At 73.0% G+C, this 18210-nt stretch carries 17 protein-coding genes; 9 read left to right on the top strand and 8 right to left on the bottom strand.

The features are described 5' to 3' along the window. Positions 1–13: 13 nt before the first annotated feature. Together ACH4DZ_RS41940 and ACH4DZ_RS41935 are read right to left on the bottom strand one after the other, a co-directional pair. On the bottom strand, positions 14–1540 hold the full coding sequence (locus ACH4DZ_RS41940; protein ID WP_398294641.1) for a hypothetical protein: 1527 nt from the start codon (positions 1538–1540) through the stop codon (positions 14–16). A 158-nt stretch (positions 1541–1698) separates the two neighbouring features. After that, a complete protein-coding gene (locus tag ACH4DZ_RS41935; RefSeq protein WP_398294639.1) occupies positions 1699–2391 on the bottom strand; it encodes a GntR family transcriptional regulator in 693 nt (230 codons plus the stop codon). A 192-nt stretch (positions 2392–2583) separates the two neighbouring features. Here ACH4DZ_RS41935 and ACH4DZ_RS41930 point away from each other — a divergent pair, with 192 nt between their 5' ends. The 5 genes from ACH4DZ_RS41930 to ACH4DZ_RS41910 are packed head-to-tail and all read left to right on the top strand — an operon-like array spanning position 2584 to position 7074. Beyond that, complete coding sequence (locus tag ACH4DZ_RS41930; RefSeq protein ID WP_398294637.1) at positions 2584–3903, top strand: MFS transporter; 1320 nt, start codon at positions 2584–2586, stop codon at positions 3901–3903. Next, positions 3900–4730 carry a putative hydro-lyase gene (locus ACH4DZ_RS41925; RefSeq protein ID WP_398294635.1) on the top strand — a complete coding sequence of 277 codons (831 nt, stop codon included), beginning with the start codon at positions 3900–3902 and terminating at the stop codon, positions 4728–4730. The genes ACH4DZ_RS41930 and ACH4DZ_RS41925 overlap by 4 nt, the downstream gene beginning before the upstream one ends. 27 nt (positions 4731–4757) lie before the next feature. Then, positions 4758–5552, top strand: a complete 795-nt coding sequence (locus ACH4DZ_RS41920) for a LamB/YcsF family protein (RefSeq protein ID WP_398294633.1) — start codon at positions 4758–4760, stop codon at positions 5550–5552. Further along, positions 5549–6163, top strand: a complete 615-nt coding sequence (locus ACH4DZ_RS41915) for an allophanate hydrolase subunit 1 (protein ID WP_398294631.1) — start codon at positions 5549–5551, stop codon at positions 6161–6163. The genes ACH4DZ_RS41920 and ACH4DZ_RS41915 overlap by 4 nt, the downstream gene beginning before the upstream one ends. Next, positions 6163–7074: a biotin-dependent carboxyltransferase family protein gene (locus ACH4DZ_RS41910; protein WP_398294629.1), complete on the top strand. Its 912-nt coding sequence runs from the start codon at positions 6163–6165 to the stop codon at positions 7072–7074. Before ACH4DZ_RS41915 ends, ACH4DZ_RS41910 begins: the two co-directional genes overlap by 1 nt. A gap of 83 nt (positions 7075–7157) precedes the next feature. Here ACH4DZ_RS41910 and ACH4DZ_RS41905 read toward each other — a convergent pair whose 3' ends face one another. The 5 genes from ACH4DZ_RS41905 to ACH4DZ_RS41885 all read right to left on the bottom strand — a co-directional run bounded on the left by ACH4DZ_RS41905 (position 7158) and on the right by ACH4DZ_RS41885 (position 12786). Beyond that, a complete protein-coding gene (locus ACH4DZ_RS41905) occupies positions 7158–8012 on the bottom strand; it encodes an SGNH/GDSL hydrolase family protein (RefSeq protein WP_398294627.1) in 855 nt (284 codons plus the stop codon). Then, complete coding sequence (locus ACH4DZ_RS41900; RefSeq protein WP_398294625.1) at positions 8009–9208, bottom strand: glycosyltransferase; 1200 nt, start codon at positions 9206–9208, stop codon at positions 8009–8011. Before ACH4DZ_RS41900 ends, ACH4DZ_RS41905 begins: the two co-directional genes overlap by 4 nt. Further along, a complete protein-coding gene (locus tag ACH4DZ_RS41895; protein WP_398294623.1) occupies positions 9205–10365 on the bottom strand; it encodes a glycosyltransferase family 4 protein in 1161 nt (386 codons plus the stop codon). Before ACH4DZ_RS41895 ends, ACH4DZ_RS41900 begins: the two co-directional genes overlap by 4 nt. A gap of 309 nt (positions 10366–10674) precedes the next feature. Next, entirely contained in the window at positions 10675–12093 is a 1419-nt protein-coding gene (locus ACH4DZ_RS41890; RefSeq protein WP_398294621.1) for a HEAT repeat domain-containing protein, read from the bottom strand. A 300-nt stretch (positions 12094–12393) separates the two neighbouring features. After that, a complete protein-coding gene (locus ACH4DZ_RS41885; RefSeq protein ID WP_189772896.1) occupies positions 12394–12786 on the bottom strand; it encodes an ankyrin repeat domain-containing protein in 393 nt (130 codons plus the stop codon). Positions 12787–13116: 330 nt separating this feature from the next. Here ACH4DZ_RS41885 and ACH4DZ_RS41880 point away from each other — a divergent pair, with 330 nt between their 5' ends. Together ACH4DZ_RS41880 and ACH4DZ_RS41875 are read left to right on the top strand one after the other, a co-directional pair. After that, entirely contained in the window at positions 13117–13311 is a 195-nt protein-coding gene (locus ACH4DZ_RS41880) for a hypothetical protein (protein ID WP_041991757.1), read from the top strand. Between the two features lie 37 nt (positions 13312–13348). Then, positions 13349–14953 (top strand): hypothetical protein, encoded by a 1605-nt coding sequence (locus ACH4DZ_RS41875; RefSeq protein ID WP_398294618.1) that lies wholly within the window; start codon positions 13349–13351, stop codon positions 14951–14953. 172 nt (positions 14954–15125) lie between these two features. Here ACH4DZ_RS41875 and ACH4DZ_RS41870 read toward each other — a convergent pair whose 3' ends face one another. After that, positions 15126–16625, bottom strand: a complete 1500-nt coding sequence (locus ACH4DZ_RS41870; protein ID WP_398294616.1) for a PLP-dependent aminotransferase family protein — start codon at positions 16623–16625, stop codon at positions 15126–15128. Between the two features lie 30 nt (positions 16626–16655). On the opposite strand from ACH4DZ_RS41870, the gene ACH4DZ_RS41865 reads away from it, so the two are divergent. After that, a complete protein-coding gene (locus tag ACH4DZ_RS41865; RefSeq protein ID WP_398294614.1) occupies positions 16656–17399 on the top strand; it encodes a YitT family protein in 744 nt (247 codons plus the stop codon). Continuing rightward, complete coding sequence (locus tag ACH4DZ_RS41860) at positions 17396–18163, top strand: glycerophosphodiester phosphodiesterase (protein WP_398294612.1); 768 nt, start codon at positions 17396–17398, stop codon at positions 18161–18163. Before ACH4DZ_RS41865 ends, ACH4DZ_RS41860 begins: the two co-directional genes overlap by 4 nt. Positions 18164–18210: the final 47 nt, after the last annotated feature.

Genomic DNA, 18210 nt, shown 5'->3' with positions numbered 1-18210 from the left:
CTCAAGCAACCGCTCACGCGACCTCCGACCGGCCCGCGGTCATCCCGACCACATCCAGCAGAGCCATCCCCACGATCAGATCCGCCCCGCCGAACTCCGGATCGTCCAGCTCGACCCCGTCGTCCACGGCGAACAGCAGCCGCTCCTCCCCCTGCCGGTACGCGGTACCGACCGGCGGACTGGCCGCGTGCACCGCCAGCAGGGCGACCAGATACGGCAGTTCGGGATCCTGTCGCCGCGCCTCCGCGAGCAGCCCGGACAGCCGGCGCGGCGCGTCGGCCGGCAGGTCGAGCAACTGCATGGCGGCGGCGAGCTGCTCCTCGCTGAACCGGCTGTCGTCCGGCGTGGCGATCAGGTCGGGCTCGGGCATCTCCGCACCGAGGTGCTCCCGCTCCACCGGCGGCGTCAGCAGCAGGTCGACCAGATCCCCGACCCGGACGGACGCGGGGGTGCGCAGTCCCGTCCCGCGCGCGAAGAAGGCGTCGGTCACCCGCAGCGCCTGGTCCAGGGGCAGCGGCAGCACGGGCGCGACGAGATGCCCGTAGAGGTCGAGGCCGGAGGTGGTCATCGGTGTCGCGAAGGCCTGCCGGTCCTGCTCGGCCCGGAACAGCGGTCCGGCCTCCAGAAGCCTGGACTGCAACTGCGTGTGGCGCCGGATGCAGTCCTTCACGATGTCGACGAGCTCGGCGGCCCGGCGCTTCTGCTCGGGGTCCTCCGACTCGTCCCGCGCCTTACGGATGTTGGTGAGGATCGCGTTCTCGTGGCGGTAGCGGTCGGCCACGTGGTCGAGGGCCTCGGCGATCATGTCAGGCACCGCGCGCAGCCAGTCCACCGCCCGGACGTTGCGCCGGGTCGCGTCCAGGGCCCTGCGGAGCGTCTCCGAGTACTGCACGGTCCGGTAGCGGGCCTGCTCGGCGGCGAGCTGGGCGTCCGCGAGGCGGCCCCGGCTGATCAGTACCTCCAGCTTGACCTCGGCGGCGATCTGCGCGCTGGTGACGTCGGTGTCGAGGGCGCCCACGAGGACGTTGACCGCCTCGTCCGTCGTACGGAGGTACACGCTCCCTCCGTAGCCCGCGACCTCCTCGATCAGCTTGAAGTCGTAGTCTCGGCGCACGTACGAACCGTCGGGCGCGAACGTGCCGTAGACGGCGCGGAAGCCGCGGTCGACGCTGCCGACGTTGATCAGGTTCTCCAGGACCCAGCGGGCCACCCGTTCGTGCTCGGCGACGGGCCGGCGCGGGGCCTGGGCGGCGATGCGCGGGATGAGCCTGGCCACTATCTGGTCGTGGTCGGCGCCCGTGTCGAAGTCCATGTTCAGCGTGATGAGGTCGATGGAGGCGAGGGCCACCTCCGCCATGCCGTACACCGAGTACTCACCCGCGAGGTTCGCCTTGCGCACGTCGAGGTCGTGCAGGGGCGCGGTGCAGGCGAGCGCGCGCAGGCGGCGCGCCAGGCCCTCGTCGGCGGCCGGGCCCGGCGCGGGGCGCGGCCCCGCGCTGAGCTGGGGCGGAACGCTGTCCGTCGATGCAGGCGAAGTCACGGTGCACAGACTAGGTCCTGGGTCTGACATCCACCCAAATCGTTCCCGCGAGTGGGGTGGGGTGCTTCCGGTCGTTCGTCGGGTGCGGGCCGGCGGGGGCTGGTCGCGCCGTTCCCCGCGCCCCTTGAAAGCAAGAGATGGCGCCGTTCCCCGGACCCCTAGAGGGGCTCCGCCACTCTGCGGCCGTACACCTCCGTGACCCGTCTGCGGGAGTCGTCCAGATAGACCGCCAGCAGACTCTCGGCCTCCTCCCGGTCGCCGTCCTGGAGCGCCTGGAGGATCTGACCGTTGCGGGCGAGGTACGGCTCGTGCAGCCGGCGGGGGTCGTCCACCAGGTGGAAGGCGAGGCGGAGTTCGGCGAAGACGCTGCGCATCAGCTCGTCGGTGCGGGCGCTGGCGGCGAGGGCCACCAGTTCCTGGTGGAAGTGGATGTTGGCCGTGCCCACGCCCTTCCAGTCGCCCTCGTGGGCCGCCCGCCGCCCGTCCGCGACCGACCCGGCGAGGCCGTCCACCGCGTACGGCGGCTCGCCGAGTCCGCGGACGACCGCGCATTCGACGAGGCTGCGGGTGCGGTAGATGTCCTCGACGTCCTCGACGGTCAGCACCCGTACGAAGACACCCCGGTTGAGCTGGTGGACCAGTAGCCGTTCGTGTGTGAGCAGCCGGAAGGCCTCGCGCAGGGTGTTGCGGGAGACGCCGAGCGCGCCGCCGATGCTGTCCTCGGACAGGCGCTTGCCGGGCGGGAAGTACCCGTCGGCGATCCGGCTCCGCAGGATGTCCGAGACCCGCTCGGCGGTGCTGGTGCGGCCCAGCAGCGCGCGGTCGTCCGCCAGTCCGTTCAGTTCGGCCACGCCCGAATTCAACCGCAGATACAAGAACGAAACAACATGGGTATTGAAGGATCGTTCAACGATCCTCTACCTTACTTATCAGGCGCCAGTCTTTCCGGGCACCGCCCGCTCGTCCCGGCGCCGACGGCTTCCGCACGGCATGGCACGGCTCAGTCCCCACGCACCCTCCCGTCCCTCATCTGCGAGGTGCCCATGAGCACGACCCCTCCACCGCAGGCCCCGCCCGCCGAGACGCGCTCCGGAGCGGGTGAACCCACCGCCGACGAGGGTGCGTTCGCCTGGCTGCGAGCACTCGGGCCGCGCGGCCGCCGCGCCTTCGGCGGCGCGTTCGGCGGCTACGGCCTGGACTCGTACGACTACTTCACGCTGCCGCTGAGCATGGTGGCGCTGGCCGCGTACTTCGGTCTCAGCAGCGGCCAGACCGGGCTGTTCACGACCGTCACGCTGGTCGTGTCCGCGATCGGCGGCGCCGCGGCGGGTGTCATCGCGGACCGGATCGGGCGCGTCAAGGCACTGATGATCACCGTCATCACGTACGCGGTCTTCACCGTGGCCTGCGGTTTCGCGCCCAACTACGAGACCCTGCTGATCTTCCGCGCGCTCCAGGGCCTCGGTTTCGGCGGTGAGTGGGCGGTCGGCGCGATCCTGGTCGCCGAGTACGCGAGCCCCAAGCACCGGGGCCGTACTCTCGGCGCGGTCCAGAGCGCCTGGGCCGTGGGCTGGGGACTCGCCGTGGTCGTCTACACGCTGGTCTTCCAGTTCCTCGACGACGACATCGCCTGGCGCGTGATGTTCTGGACCGGCGCCCTGCCGGCGCTGCTGGTCGTCTGGGTCCGCCGTCAGGTCAAGGACGCCCCGGAGGCGGCCGAGCGCCGCAAGGAGAGCCCCGAGAAGGGTTCCTTCGCCGCGATCTTCAAGCCGGGCACGGCCACCGAACCCGGACTCCTGAAGACGACGATTTTCGCCGTGCTGCTCTCCACGGGTGTCCAGGGCGGCTACTACACGCTGGCCACCTGGGTACCGACGTACCTGAAGACGGACCGCGGACTGTCCGTCGTCGGCACCGGCGGCTATCTCGCGTTCCTGATCTCCGGAGCCTTCATCGGCTACCTGACCGGCGGTTATCTCACCGACAAGCTGGGCCGCAAGCGGAACATCCTGCTCTTCGCGATCCTCTCGGCGGTCTGCATCCTGGCCTACGCGAACATCCCGAGCGGCGCCAACACCCTCGTCCTCGTGCTCGGTTTCCCGCTCGGGTTCTGCATGTCGGCGATCTTCAGCGGCTTCGGCTCGTTCCTCAGTGAGCTGTATCCCACGGCCGTACGCGGCACGGGACAGGGCTTCACGTACAACACGGGCCGTGCCGTGGGCGCGGTCTTCCCGACCCTGGTCGGCTTCCTGGCCGACAGTTGGGGTGTCGGGGGCGCGCTGGTCTTCGGCGCGATCGGATACGGTCTCGCGGCACTGGCCCTGATCGGTCTGCCCGAGACCCGTGGGAAGGAGCTTCTGTGACCAGGCCCCAGAGCACACGGCACCGCCCGCTCGGCCTTCTCGACGACCACGCGCACGCGTGGAGCCCGGCAGAGGCACGTTCCCGGTTCCGCGCGGGCGTGTCGGGTCCCACCGCCGGCTGCGCGGCGGGCCACACCCAGGCGAACCTGATCTCGGTGCCGGCCGACTGGGCGTACGACATGCTCCTGTTCTGCCAGCGCAATCCGAAGCCCTGCCCGGTGCTGGACGTCACCGACGCCGGTTCCTGGACGACGGTCCTGGCCGACGGCGCCGATCTGCGCACCGATCTGCCGCGCTACCGGGTGTGGGAGGACGGCGAGCTGGTGGAGGAGCCCACGGACGTGGTGGCGCACTGGCGGGACGACCTCGTGTCGTTCCTCATCGGCTGCAGCTTCACCTTCGAGTGGGCGCTGACCGAGGCGGGCGTACCGATGCGCCACATCGAGCAGGGACGCAACGTCTCCATGTACGTGACCGGCCGCCAGTGCCGTCCCGCCGGGCGGCTGCACGGGCCCATGGTGGTGTCCATGCGTCCGGTGCCGCCCGAGCACCTGCCGGTGGCGATCCGGGAGACCAGTCTGCTGCCCGCGGTACACGGCAGCCCGGTGTACTGCGGTGATCCGGGCGCCCTCGGCATCCAGGACCTGGGCCGCCCCGACTTCGGCGATCCGGTGGACTTCGAGCCGGACGACATCCCGGTGTTCTGGGCCTGCGGTGTGACGCCGCAGGCCGCGGTGATGGCCTCGCGCCCGCCGTTCGCGATCACCCACGCGCCGGGGCAGATGTTCATCACCGACGCCCGCGACGAGCAGTACCGCGTCGCCTGAGTCACCCGACCGGAGAACGGACACTCCATGACCTCCACCGGTATCCCCACCGATGCCCCCGCCGGTACCTCGATCGATCTCAACGCCGATCTCGGCGAGGGTTTCGGCCGCTGGCACCTGACCGACGACGAACAGTTGCTGTCCGTCGTCACCAGCGCCAACGTGGCCTGCGGCTTCCACGCCGGGGACGCCCCCACCATGCGGCGGGTGTGCGACCTCGCCGCCGGGCGCGGGGTACGGATCGGTGCCCAGGTCTCCTACCGGGACCTGGCGGGCTTCGGGCGGCGCGCGATGGACGTGCCGCCCGACGAACTGGCGGCCGAGGTGGCGTACCAGATCGGTGCCCTGGAGGTCTTCGCGCGCGCGGCGGGCACGCGCGTGGCGTACGTCAAACCGCACGGCGCCCTCTACAACCGCGTCGTGCACGACGCGGCACAGGCGAGGGCGGTCGTGGACGGGGTACGGCTCGCCGACGCCACGCTGCCGGTGCTCGGGCTGCCCGGCTCCCGGTTCCTCGACGTGGCCGCGAAGGCCGGGCTGCCGGTCGTCACGGAGGCGTTCGCGGACCGTGCGTACACCGACGAGGGCACGCTCGTGCCACGTGGCCGGGAGGGCGCGGTGATCACCCGTCCGGGTGAGGTCGTGGAACGCTCGGTAAGCCTCGCCCGTTCTGGTGTCGTCACGTCCCACTCGGGCCGTGACATCGCCGTACGGGCCCGCTCCCTGTGCCTGCACGGCGACACGACCGGCGCGGTGGACCTGGCCCGCCGGGTCCGGGCACGGCTGGAGGAGGCGGGCGTCCGCGTGGAGGCGTTCGTATGAGGGCACTGCCGGTCGGTGCCCGCGCGCTGCTCGTGGAGGTGTCCACGGACGAGGAGGCACAGGCCCTGCACGCCGATCTGCTCCGCCGTCGCGCCGAGGGCTCCCTCTCCGTGCGCGAGATCGTCCCCGCGGCCCGCACGGTGCTCCTCGACGGCCTCGACGACCCGTCCCGGCTGGCCGCGCAGTTGTCCGCCGCACGCCTCCCGCCGGTTCCGCCGCCCGAGAAGGACGTGGTGGAGATCGCCGTGCGCTACGACGGCCCCGACCTGGCGGACGTCGCCGACCACTGGGGGGTGTCCCCGGACGAGGTGGCGAGGATCCACGCGGCGGCCGGCTTCCGGGTCGCCTTCTGCGGGTTCGCACCGGGCTTCGGCTATCTCACCGGGCTCCCGGCCCACTACGGCGTGCCCCGGCGCGCGACACCCCGTACGACCGTCCCGGCGGGCTCGGTGGGCCTCGCGGGCCCGTACACGGGCGTGTACCCGCGCTCGTCGCCGGGCGGCTGGCAGCTGATCGGGACGACGGACGCCGTCCTGTGGGACCACGCGCGTGTGCCGGCCGCCCTGCTGTCGCCCGGCACACCGGTCCGCTTCGTGCCGGTGGACTCCTGATGACGGACCGCGCACTGGTCGTCGTACGGGCCGGGGCGCTGACCACGGTGCAGGACCGGGGGCGCCCGGGCCACGCGCACCTCGGCGTACCGCGCTCGGGCGCGCTGGACGCGCCCGCCGCCGCCCTGATGAACCGGCTCGTCGGCAATCCGCCCGAGGCGGCCCTCCTGGAGACGACGCTCAACGGCTGCGGTCTGCGGCCGCGTTCGGCGGTCACGGTGGCGGTGGGGGGAGCCCCGTGCCCGGTCTCCGTGGACGGCCGCCCGGCGGCCTGGGGTGCCCCGGTGCACGTGCCCGCCGGAGCGTTGCTGTCGGTGGGAACGGCCGCCTCCGGAGTACGCGCCTACGTGGCCGTCTCGGGCGGGGTGACCGTCGAACAGGTACTGGGCAGCCGCTCGACCGACCTCCTCTCGGGCCTCGGCCCGCCGCCCCTCACCGACGGAACGGTGCTCCCGCTGGGGAAGCCGTACGGCCTCCCCGCGCGCGTGGACGTCGTTCCGCAGCCGTCCCCGCCGGGCGAACTGGTCCTGCGGGTGACGCCGGGCCCACGCGACGACTGGTTCACGGCGACAGCCTGGCACACGTTCACCACGCACACCTACCGGGTGTCCTCGGCGAGCAACCGCATCGGCCTGCGCACGGAAGGGCCCGCCCTGGAGAGGTCGATCGGCGGCGAACTCCCCAGCGAGGGCATGGTCCTGGGCGCCGTCCAGGTCCCCCCGGACGGCGGCCCGGTGGTCTTCCTGGCCGACCACCCCACCACAGGCGGCTACCCGGTCATCGCAGTGGTCCACCCCGAAGACCTCCCCACCACAGCCCAGGCCACCCCGGGCACCCCAGTGCGCTTCGTACCGACCTGCACCCCTTTGCTTCTCAGGGGCGCGGGGAACGGCGCAATCTTTCGCCTTTAGGGGGCGCAGCCCCCAGGGGCGCGGGGAACGGCGCGGCCGGCCACAACGAACCCGCACCACCCAACCGCACCCCAGGCGGAGCCTCACGCGGCGTCGGCCCGGTCCGCCACCGCAAGACCGGCCAACGCCGAAGCCACCGCGCGGGACGCCGCAAGATCAAGCCGCACGCCAGTGCCCCGCACCCGATGCCGTACCTCGGAAGCGGCCAGCCCGAGAAGCTGCGGCAGCAGGTCGGTGCACCGCCGAGCCACCCACCCCGTCCCGGCCGTGGCCAGCCACCGAAGGCTCGCCGACCGCGTCGGCTCGGGAAACTCCGGCTCGGACCGAGGCACGGGCCCCGCGGCAAGCCCCGCCTCGGCCAACAGCTCATGGAAGTGGCGAGCGAGCTGCCGATGCCCCCGCTCCCCCGGATGCAACCGGTCCGCACTCCACATGCCCCGGTCCACGACCCAGTCCCCCTCGGCGGCATGCAGATGCACGGCCCCGTACCGCTCGGACAGCGCGTGCACGACCGCGTTCACGGCCCGCTGACGCCGGGCCAGCGGCCGTGCGAGCGCCCCCGGCAGCCCGAGCATGGTCCCGGGGTCGGGCAGACAGGCGGTGAGGAGGACGGCGCCCTGTCCGGTGAGGGCCGCGTACACCTCGTCGAGCCGCCCGGCCACGGCGTGGATGTCGAACGTGCACCGCAGGGTGTCGTTCACACCGATGACGACCGAGGCGATGTCCGGCCCCCCGGCGAGCGCCGCGGGCAGTTGGCGTTCCAGGACATCACGCGTCTGAGCGCCGCTGACCGCGACATTGCGGAACTCCACCGACGCCTCCGACGGGGCCAGCCCCGCGGCGAGCAGCGCGGCCCAGCCGCGCCACCCCCCGCCCACGGGATCGCCCACTCCTTCCGTCAGGGAGTCGCCCAGCGCCACGAATAGCAGGGGTCTCATACGACGCCCTCCCTGGGCCGTGGCACGGAACGGAGAGCGGCGGCGGGGAGCGGGTCTCGCGCCCTCACCCGGACGGCCGCGTCGTGCGCGGTGAGGAACGCCTCCACGGCCGCCGGCCACCCGAAACAGGCCGCACGCGCGCGTGCCGCTTCCCGGCGCTCGTTCTCGGGCCGGTCCAGGAGCATCCTGATCGCGACGCCGAAAGCCGTGCCGGTGTCCGCGGCGGTGGCTCCGGCGGAGCCGATGACCTCCGGGAGGGCGGAAGTGGCACTGGCGACGACGGGCGTGCCGCAGGCCATGGCCTCCAGGGCGGCGAGCCCGAAGGTCTCGGCGGGCCCCGGCGCCAGGCACACGTCGGCACAGGCCTGCAGACCGCTGAGGAGCGCTCGGTCGGCGACGTGCCCGAGGAAGGTGACCGGCAGCCGCCGTTCGCGCGCCCGCTGTTCCAGCCGGGCCCGCAGCGGCCCGTCGCCGGCCACGACGAGCACCGCGCGCTGCCCGCCCCGCAGCAGCGCCTCCAGCGCGTCCAGCGCCGTACCGGGCCGCTTCTCGACGGACAGCCTGGAGCACATCACCAGCAGTGTCTGGTCCACGCGCGCGTACCGGGCCCGGACCGCCGGGTCCCGCAGCGCGGGGTGGCGCCCCTCCAGGTCGACGCCCAGAGGGGCGCGTACGACATTGCGGGCGCCGATGCGGACGAACTCGCGCTCCGCGAACTCCGTGGTGCACACGATCCGCGCGTAGTGGTGCGCGGTACGGAGGTTGATGGCGTCGGAGGTCCGCCGGGCCAGGCCCGGCGACATGCCCCAGGTGCGCAGCACGCCGTCGGCGGTCTCGTGGGAGACCATCACCGCGGGCACCCGGGCGCGCCGCGCCCAGACACCGGTCCAGCGCAGGGTCGTGCGGTCGGAGACCTCAAGACGGTCGGGGGCCAGCGTCTCCAGGAGCGCCGCCACGCGCCGCCTGTCGGTGAGGACGCGGTAGCCGCCGGTGCCGGGCAGCAGCGGGCCCGGCAGAGTGATGACGCGCCCCTGTTCGGTCTCGCGGTCCGAGGCGCGTTCGCCGGGCACGATCAGGACGGGCCGGTGCCCGGCCGCCAGGTAACCGGCGCCCAGTTCGCGCAGCGCGGTCCGCAGGCCGCCCGAGGAGGGGGCGACGAAGTTGGCGAGCCGCACGATGCTCAGGGAGTCGTTCATGCCGCCACCACCGCCCGGCCGGCGAGGACGTCCGTGTAGTGCTCGATGAGCGCGTCCCCGACGGCGGCCCAGGTGCGGCCCTCGACGGTACGCCGTGCCTCGGCGCCGTAGGCGGCCCGCAGGGCGGGGTCGGCGGCGAGCGACCACACGGCGTCGCGTACGGCGGCCTCGTCGCGCGGCGGGACGAGGAGTCCGGTGCGCCCGTGCGCCACGAGGTCCAGCGGACCGCCCGCGGCGGGGGCGACGACCGGTACGCCGCTGGCCATCGCCTCCTGGACGGTCTGGCAGAAGGTCTCGAACGGGCCGGTGTGCACGAAGACGTCCAGGGAGGCGAAGATCCGGGCGAGTTCGTCGCCGGTGCGGCGCCCGAGGAAGACGGCCCCCGGCAGCGCCTGGTCCAGGCCCGGCCGGCTCGGGCCGTCACCGACGACGACCACGCGCACGCCCGGCAGAGCGCAGGCGCCGGCGAGGAGTTCGATCTGCTTCTCGGGGGCGAGCCGGCCCACGTAGCCGACGATCAGCTCGCCGTTCGGGGCGAGTGCACGGCGGAGGCTCTCGTCCCGGTGCTCCGGCCGGAAGCGGACGGTGTCGACGCCCCGCGGCCACAGCCGCACCCGGGGCACACCGTGCGCCTCCAGGTCGTGCAGAGCGGCGGTGGACGGGGCGAGCGTGCGGTCGGCGGCGGCGTGGACGGAGCGGATACGGCGCCAGGCGGTGGCCTCGCCCGTGCTGAGGTACGTACGGGCGTAGCCGGCGAGGTCGGTCTGGTAGACGGCCACGGCGGGGATGCCGAGCCGGCCGGCGGCGGCCATGCCGCGGACGCCGAGGACGAAGGGGCTGGCCAGGTGCACGATGTCGGCGCGGTGTGCGGTGATCGCGGCGGCGACGCGTCGGCTGGGGAGGGCGACGCGGACCTGGGGGTAGCCGGGGAGAGGCAGGGACGGGATGCGGACGACGGGGCACGGTGCGCAGGCCTCGGACGCGTTGCCGAAGGAGGCGCCCGACTGTTCGGAGGGGGTCGAGAGCCTGGGGGTTGCCGGAGCGACGACAACGGGGGTGTGACCGCGCTCGACGAGATGCCGGGCGGTCTGGAGCGCGCAGTGGGCCACGCCGTTCACATCGGGGGGAAAGGACTCGGTGACGATGACGACACGCATACGGGTGTTGTCGTCGTGCTGGACGTGGCCGCGTCAACGTGGATCTTTCCGGACGAGGAACGTCCCATGAGCGTTGGGCTCCGCACGCCCTCTCATCACGGACCGGTCACGCTGCGGCGTCCGGGCCCGTACCAACGGGATACGGGCCGACGACGGAACGCTCACACGCCGGTCGCGCACACCGGCGCGCGCGGCGCTCGCCTCGATCACCGCGCGCGGTCTCACTCCGCGCGCTCCGGGGCCACCGTGCGCCGTCTCACGCGGCGCGCTCCCCGGCTGCTTCCACGCGGTCCGAGCCGCGGGCCGGTGTCACACGGCGGACGCGTCCGGTCCGATGCGGCTGCGGACCGCGGTCTGCACATCGGCCTCCTCGGCCGGGTCGGCGGCGAGCCTGCGGAGCTGGTCGACCACGCGGGCGTCCCCGGTCTCGGCGTGCCGGGCGGCCACCTCGCGGGTGGTCTCCTCGCAGTCCCAGAGGCATTCGACGGCGAATCCCGCGGCGAAGGAGGGATCGGTGGCGGCCAGCGCGCGTGCCGCCCGCCCGCGCAGATGGGAGGAGGCCGTCTCGCGGTAGACGTGCCGCAGGACGGGCGCCGCCCCCGCGATACCGAGCCGTCCGGCGCCGTCGACGAGGGTCCACAGGGTCTGCGCGTCGGGTCCCTCACCCCGTACGGCTTCGCGCAGGGCGTCCAGGACCAGTTCGCTGTCCTGTGCGCCGCCCCGGCAGGCGAGGACGCGTCCGGCGGCCTCTCCCAGGGCGTCGGGCCGGTGGGCCCAGCCGCGGGCCCGTTGCACGGCGGCGACGCTCCGCATCCGTTCGAAGGCGTCCATGGCGGCTTCCACCACGAGGGGTGAGCCGGAGGCCTGTGCGGTCTCCACCAGATCCAGTGTGTCGGGATCGTGGCTGTCGGCGAGATAGCGCAGGGCGGTGCAGCGTGCGCCGTCGTCCCCGGTGCGGGCGGCCTCGACGATCTCGGGGCGGTCATCGGGTCCGGCGACGGCCGTGAGGCAGCGCGCGGCGGGCACATGGAGTGCGGCTCCGCGCTCGATGCCCTGCTGGGCCCACTCGAAGACGGCCCGCACACTCCATCCGGGGCGGGGCCCGGACGGTCGCATCTGTCGCTGCCATCGGTCGAAGGAACCGCTTTCCGAGGCGGCGCGCACGCGCGCGGCGACGGATTCGCGGGGATCGTCGGCCCACAGCCGCCAGGGCCGCGGCTCGAAGGAGTCCCTCACGACGGCGGCCAGCTCGGCCTCGCCCTCGGGATCGGTGGGGAAGCGGGCGAGGACAGGGACCGCGAGAGCGCGCAGGCCGGCGTCGTCGTCGCGCAGCGCCAGCTCGTCGAGGGCCCAGGCCCAGTTGGCGCCGCGGGCGGCGTACCGCCGCAGCAACAGCAGGGCGTCCCGCCGGCCGTACGAGGCGAGGTGGCCGAGGACGGCGAGCGCGAGGCCCGTGCGTGACTCGTCGGTGTCGAGCACGTCCGCCGCGTCGAAGAGGTGGGCCTCGATCTCGTCGAGGCCGCCACCCAGGTCGAGGTGGAGACGGGCGTAGTAGAGCGAGCGGTTCTCCACCTGCCAGTCGTGGCGGGGGTCGCTCAGCACACAGTGGTTGAGTGCCGCGAGCGCTTCGGCCCGCGGTGCGGTGAGCGCGTGCAGCGTGCCGTCGCCGCGGCCCCTCTGGAGCAGGCCGAGCAGCGTACCGCTGGGCGCTATGACCGGATCGAACATGGGAAACAGCCTCACATCAAGCGTCGACGCAACCGGGATCCTGCTCTACCTGGCCGCGTGACAACACGTCGGGGCGCCCGCCGTTTCCTGCTTGCTGTAGACCATCTTCCTCTGCCTCTCGTCGGTGGCCCGTGCGGGCCGCATCACGGTCCGCGCGGTGCGGCAACACCTGCCCAGCCATCGCGTCCGTGAATCACGACGTCATGATGACCCAGCGGTTCTCGCTGCCGCGACCGCATTTCCGGCGGCCCCGTTCCGCCTCCCCCGAAAAAGCTGTTTCGCCTGGTCAAGGCGGATGGTTCAGTGTGCTCCGAACAGGTCGAGCAGTTCGGCCTTGGCGAACATACGGGCCGTGTCGACGGCGGAGGGCGTCCCCGCCGAGGGGTCCGCGCCCGCGTCCAGAAGGACGCGGATGACGGCGTCCTCCCCCTTGAAGACGGCCCCGGCGAGCGGAGTCTGGCCCCGGTCGTTGATACGGTCCGCCTCCGCCCCGCGTGCCAGGAGGGCGCTCACGGCGTCGGCGTGGCCGTGATAGGCGGCGAGCATCACGAGCGAGTCGCCGCGGTCGTTGGTGAGGTTGGCCGGAACACCCGCGTCGACGTACGCCACAAGCGCTTCGGTCTGCCCCTGCCGGGCCAGATCGAAGATCTTGGTCGCCAGCTCCACGACCTCGGGATCGGGCGCTTCACTCATCGACGGGACCGCCTCTCACTGGGGGACTCGCACCGCGGGGACGGTGCGACGGCGAACGGGACTGCGGGATCGTGCGGCCGTAGCGGTGCGACCGTACGGGTGAATCGCCAGAGTACTGGCTTCGCGGGCACATGACCTGGCCCACCCGAGGCAAAGATCACCACGAAACCGACAAATCATCGAGAGGGCCACCGAGGACCCCTACCGAGCGGGCCCATCGGGGTGAAATAAGAAGACTTTCACCCAGTTGCACCTTTTATCGTATGGATACATCCTGTGAGCCTGGAAGTACTCATGGTGACTGTCCCCATCGATCCAGGAGAAACAATCATGATCCTGTCCATGTCAGGCGTGGTCCTGCTCGGCATCATCGTCTTCCTCTTCTTCCGCAAGGACGGCCTCAAGGCCTCGCACGCGATGGTCAGCGCCCTCTTCGGGTTCTACCTCGCGGGCACGGCCATCGCCCCGAGCATCACGGCGGGCGGCGCGAGCCTGGCCGGTCTGCTCGGCGGGATCAAGTTCTGACCCCCACCCCGTTCGCACGCACCTCCAGGAGACAGCAGTGGCCCGGCGCCCCCTCCCCCGCATTCTGAGTACCGGCAGCGCGCAGATCGCCCGCAGCAGGGACCTGGCCCGGACGGCCGCCGACAGCGCCACCGACGTCCTCCACCCGCTGATCACCATCAGCCGTGGACTGCGCCGGCTGGCGGCCGCCGGCCGGCGCAAATGGGCGGACACCCCCAAGGACCGGCGCGGTCCACTGCTGTTCCTGGTGGCCTCGGTCGTCCTGATCGTGGCCCTCATCCCGTACGGGCCGCTGCTGGCCGTCATCACGTTGATGGCGGCGGCCGCCTGGCAGGGCAGGGACCGCACCCCGGCCACGCCGACAGGCCCCGACGACTCGCAGAGCAAGCGCCTGGAGTCCCTCTACGAGGCGCTCGTTCCGTACTTCTCCGTCCCCGAGGACCCCGCCCCGCTCTACGCCCACGGCGGCGAGTGGGGCAAGGCCTTCGACGCGTACGAGTTCGACGACACCGGCCGGGTCTCGCAGCTGTCCGTGCGCTACCCGGCCTATTTCACGGACGGGGAGGCCGACTCCCGGGCCCGTATCGAGCAACTGCTGCACGCCAAGTCCGGCCGCGGCCGGGAGTACCGCTTCGCGTGGGACGAGGAGAGCAACCAGCTCACGGTCACCGTCCTGCCACCGCTGCCCACCGACATCGCCGCCCAGCGGTTCGTCACGGCCCCGGGCGAGACCGTCCTCGGCTTCACCGACCCGGCCGGCGTCCAGCGCACGCTCCCCCTCGACTTCGGCAAGGAGCAGCGGGACGTCCCCCCGGTGGTCTGGCGCACCGGCGTGCGTTCCACCGAGCCGCATCTGCTCGCGGTCGGCGGCCCCGGCAGCGGTACGACCACGCTCCTGCGCTCGATCGCGCTGCAGGCCCTGCGGCACGGTGACGTACTGATCGTCGAGGGCGGCGGGACGGGCGAGTACGCGTGCCTGACGGGGCGCGACGGCGTTCTCGGCATCGAATGCGGACTGTCCGGCGCGCTGGCCGCTCTCGAATGGGCGGCGCACGAGACGGAGCGTCGTCTCATCGCGGCGAACCGGTCCCGGCAGGCAGGTCTGACTCCGCCGGAGGACACGCGGCGTCCCCTGTGGCTCCTCCTGGACCGGCCGACCGCGCTCGGCCACCTCGCGGCGGCCGACAGCCGCAGTGATCCGCAGACCCTCCTGCAGGTGCCGTTGCGTCACGGCCGCGCTGCCGGTGTCACGGTCGTGGTGGCCGAGCAGTTCGACACCGTGGAGTCGCTCGGCGAGGCGGTACTGGGGCACACGCGCGCGCGTGTCGTGCTCGGGCCGGCGTCGACGGGCCAACTCGAAGCGGTGCTCGGGGTGCGGCCGCACACGACTCCCACACCCGAGGTGCCGGCCGGGCGGGGGTACGCCCGGCTGGGAGCCGGACCGGTCCACCGCCTTCAGGTGCCTGCGACCCCTGATCCGTACGACGAGGCGACGAGCGAGAGCCACCGCCAGGCGGTGCTGGCCCTGCTCCCGGGCCACACGCCCCCGGCGGACGCGGCGCCCGCGCCCGCGCCCGCCCCGGCAGCGGACCCGGTACGCGTCACGGCACCGGGCCCGGTGGCCGCAGCCGCGGAGGGCTGAGCCCCGGGTGCGGGGGCGTCGTGGCGGGTCGCGCAGTTCCCCGCGCCCCTAAAAAGGGGCGCGGGGAACTGCGCAGTCTTTTGTCTTCAGGGGCGCGGGGAACTGCGCGACCGGCCACAGCGGGCCCGCACCCAGCATCCCGCCGGCAGTCACCCCCGCCTCCGGGGAGGCGTCACGCCACGAACGTGCGGGGCGCCTCCACCCCTCCGCTCGCTCCGGACTCGACCAGCCGCGCCGCCGCCGCCAACCGCGCAGCGGCCTCGTCGGCCACCGCGCCGCCGACGGTGAACGGAAGCCGCACATACCCCTCGAACGCCCCGTCCACCCCGAACCGCGGCCCGGACGGCACGCGTACCCCCACCCGCTCGCCCACCTCCGCCAGCCGCGAGCCGGACAGACCCCCCGTGCGCACCCACAGCGTGAGCCCGCCGCGCGGCACGTCGAACTCCCAGTCCGGGAGTTCCCGGCGCAGCGCCCCCACCAGCGCGTCCCGGTTCTCGCGGGCCTGGTCGCGCCGCACGTCCACGGCCTGCTCCCAGCCGCCCGTGCTGAGCAGCCAGTTCACGGCCAGCTGCTCCAGGACGGGGGTCCCGAGGTCGGCGTACGCGCGCGCCGCGACCAGGCTGCGGATCACGTCGGGCGCGGCACGGACCCAGCCGATCCGCATGCCGGCCCAGAAGGCCTTGCTGGCCGAACCGACGGTGACGACCGTCGAACCGGCGGGGTCGAAACCGCAGACGGGCCGCGGCAGTTCGAGCCCCTCGTCCAGATGCAGCTCGCTCATGGTCTCGTCGACGACCAGCACGGTGCCGGCCGACCGCGCGGCGTCGACGAGCTGCCGTCGCTGGTCCTCGTCGGCGAGCGCGCCGGTCGGGTTGTGGAAGTCGGCGACGACGTAGGCGAGGCGGGGCGCCGCGTCGCGCAGCACCTGCCGCCACCGGTCCATGTCCCAGCCCGCGAGCCCCTCGGCCATGGCGACGGGCACCAGCCGGGCCCCGGCCTCGCGCATCAGCTGCAGGATGTTGGCGTACGAGGGCGACTCGACGGCGATGCGTTCCCCGCGGCCGGCGAAGAGGTGGCAGATGGCGTCGATGGCCCCCATGGCCCCGGTGGTCACCATGATCTGCTCGGGCATGGTGGGAATGCCGCGCGCCGTGTACCGGTCGGCGAGGGTCTGGCGCAGCGCGGGCAGTCCCGCCGGGTAGTCGCCGTGCGTGTGGGCGTACGGCGGCAGCTCCTCCAGGGCGCCCTGGACGGCGCGGGTGAGCCAGGGTTCGGGGGCGGGCAGGGCCGCGCAGCCCAGGTCGATCATGGAACCGAGGTTTTCGGGCGGCAGGGGTTCGAGGCCGCGCGCGGGCAGTGGGTTCCCCGCCGGTACGGCGGTCCAGCTGCCGGCCCCCCTGCGGGACTCCAGGAAGCCTTCGGCGCGCAGTGCCTCGTAGGCGGCCGCCACGGTGGTCCGGCTGACGGACAGGGAGAGGGCCAGTTCGCGCTCGGCGGGCAGCCGAGCGGCCACGGGGACCCTGCCTTCGAGGACGAGCAGCCGGATACCGTCGGCGAGGGCACGGTAGGCGGGCGGGCGGCGCGTGCCGGGGCCCGCGGGGCGCTCCTGCTGGGAGCTGAGCAACCGGGCAAGCTGGGCGGCCCCCACCGCCGAAGTCCACTGCGCCATGATTTCCAGTCCACCTTCCCCGAATTGGCCATGGAAGAGGTTTCTCCTCACGCCACAGAGTGTCATGAGTCAGTCCACTGGCACCACCGCACCGCCACCAGGGAGCCCATAGTGTCGAGCCCGCCGCCGAGGCGCCTCACCCGCCGACTTCTTCAGCTGTACGTGGGGCTGGCCCTGTACGGAGCGAGTTCGGGCGTCCTCGTGGCGGCGGGCCTGGGGCTTGAGCCCTGGGGTGTGCTGCATCAGGGCCTCGCCGAGCTGACGGGGCTGACGATCGGCGTCGTGTCGATCATCGTGGGGGCCGTCGTCCTTCTCCTGTGGATCCCGCTGCGCCAGCGCCCGGGCCTCGGGACGGTGTCCAACGTCTTCGTGGTCGGCATCGCGATGGACGGCACGCTCGCCCTGCTTCCGGACGTGCACGCCCTCTCGGTCCGTGTCCCGCTGATGGTGGCGGGCATCCTGCTGAACGGCGTGGCGACCGGCCTCTACATAGCCGCCCGTTTCGGTCCGGGCCCGCGCGACGGCCTGATGACGGGTTTCCACCGGCGCACCGGCCGCTCGATCCGCCTGGTGCGCACCACCCTCGAAGTGGCCGTGGTCGCGACGGGCTTCGTCCTCGGCGGCACGGTCGGGGTCGGCACGGTCCTCTACGCACTCGCCATCGGGCCGCTGGCCCAGCTGTTCCTGCGGGTGTTCGCCGTCCCCGCGGCATCACCGGACGGCAGCACGGTCGTTGCCGGCGGGCCATCGGAGCGGGCCATACTGCGCGGGTGATCTCGCCCGTACGCCACCCCTACCTCGACCATCCCGGGCCCATAGCCTTCGCCCACCGGGGCGGGGCCGCCGACGGCCTGGAGAACACCACGGCCCAGTTCCGCCGAGCGGTCGAGGCCGGCTACCGGTACATCGAGACCGATGTACACGCCACGGCGGACGGGAAACTCGTCGCCTTCCACGACGCGACGCTGGACCGGGTGACCGACGGCGCGGGCCGGATAGCCGACCTCCCCTGGGACGACGTACGCCACGCGCGCGTGGCGGGCGCCGAACCGGTCCCCCTGTTCGAGGAGCTGCTGGAGGACTTCCCCGACGTCCGCTGGAACGTCGACGTGAAGGCGGAGCCCGCGCTGCTCCCCCTCCTCGACCTGATCCGCTCCACCGGCTCCTGGGACCGCGTCTGCGTCGGTTCCTTCTCCGAGGTGCGGGTCGCCCGGGCCCAGCGCGTGGCCGGCCCGCGTCTGGCCACCTCGTACGGCACCCGGGGCGTCCTGGGGCTGCGCCTGAAGTCATGGGGTCTGCCCGCCGCGCTGCGGCGCTCGGCGGTCTGCGTCCAGGTCCCCGAGGCGCAGTCGGGCATCCCGGTGGTGGACCGCCGTCTCGTGGGCGCCGCCCACGCGCGCGGGCTGCAGGTCCATGTGTGGACGGTCAACGAGCCCGAGCGGATGCACCGGCTTCTGGACCTGGGAGTCGATGGCATCATGACCGATCACATCGAGACGCTGCGCGGGGTCCTGCGGGACCGCGGCACCTGGGTCTGACGACCGGGCGCACCGCGTGGCGTCCGCGTACGGGGACCCGGAACGGC

Origin of the sequence: Streptomyces sp. NPDC017991 (assembly GCF_044328075.1) — a bacterium.
Lineage (GTDB): Bacteria > Actinomycetota > Actinomycetes > Streptomycetales > Streptomycetaceae > Streptomyces.
This window is presented reverse-complemented; position numbering and strand designations above follow the sequence as displayed.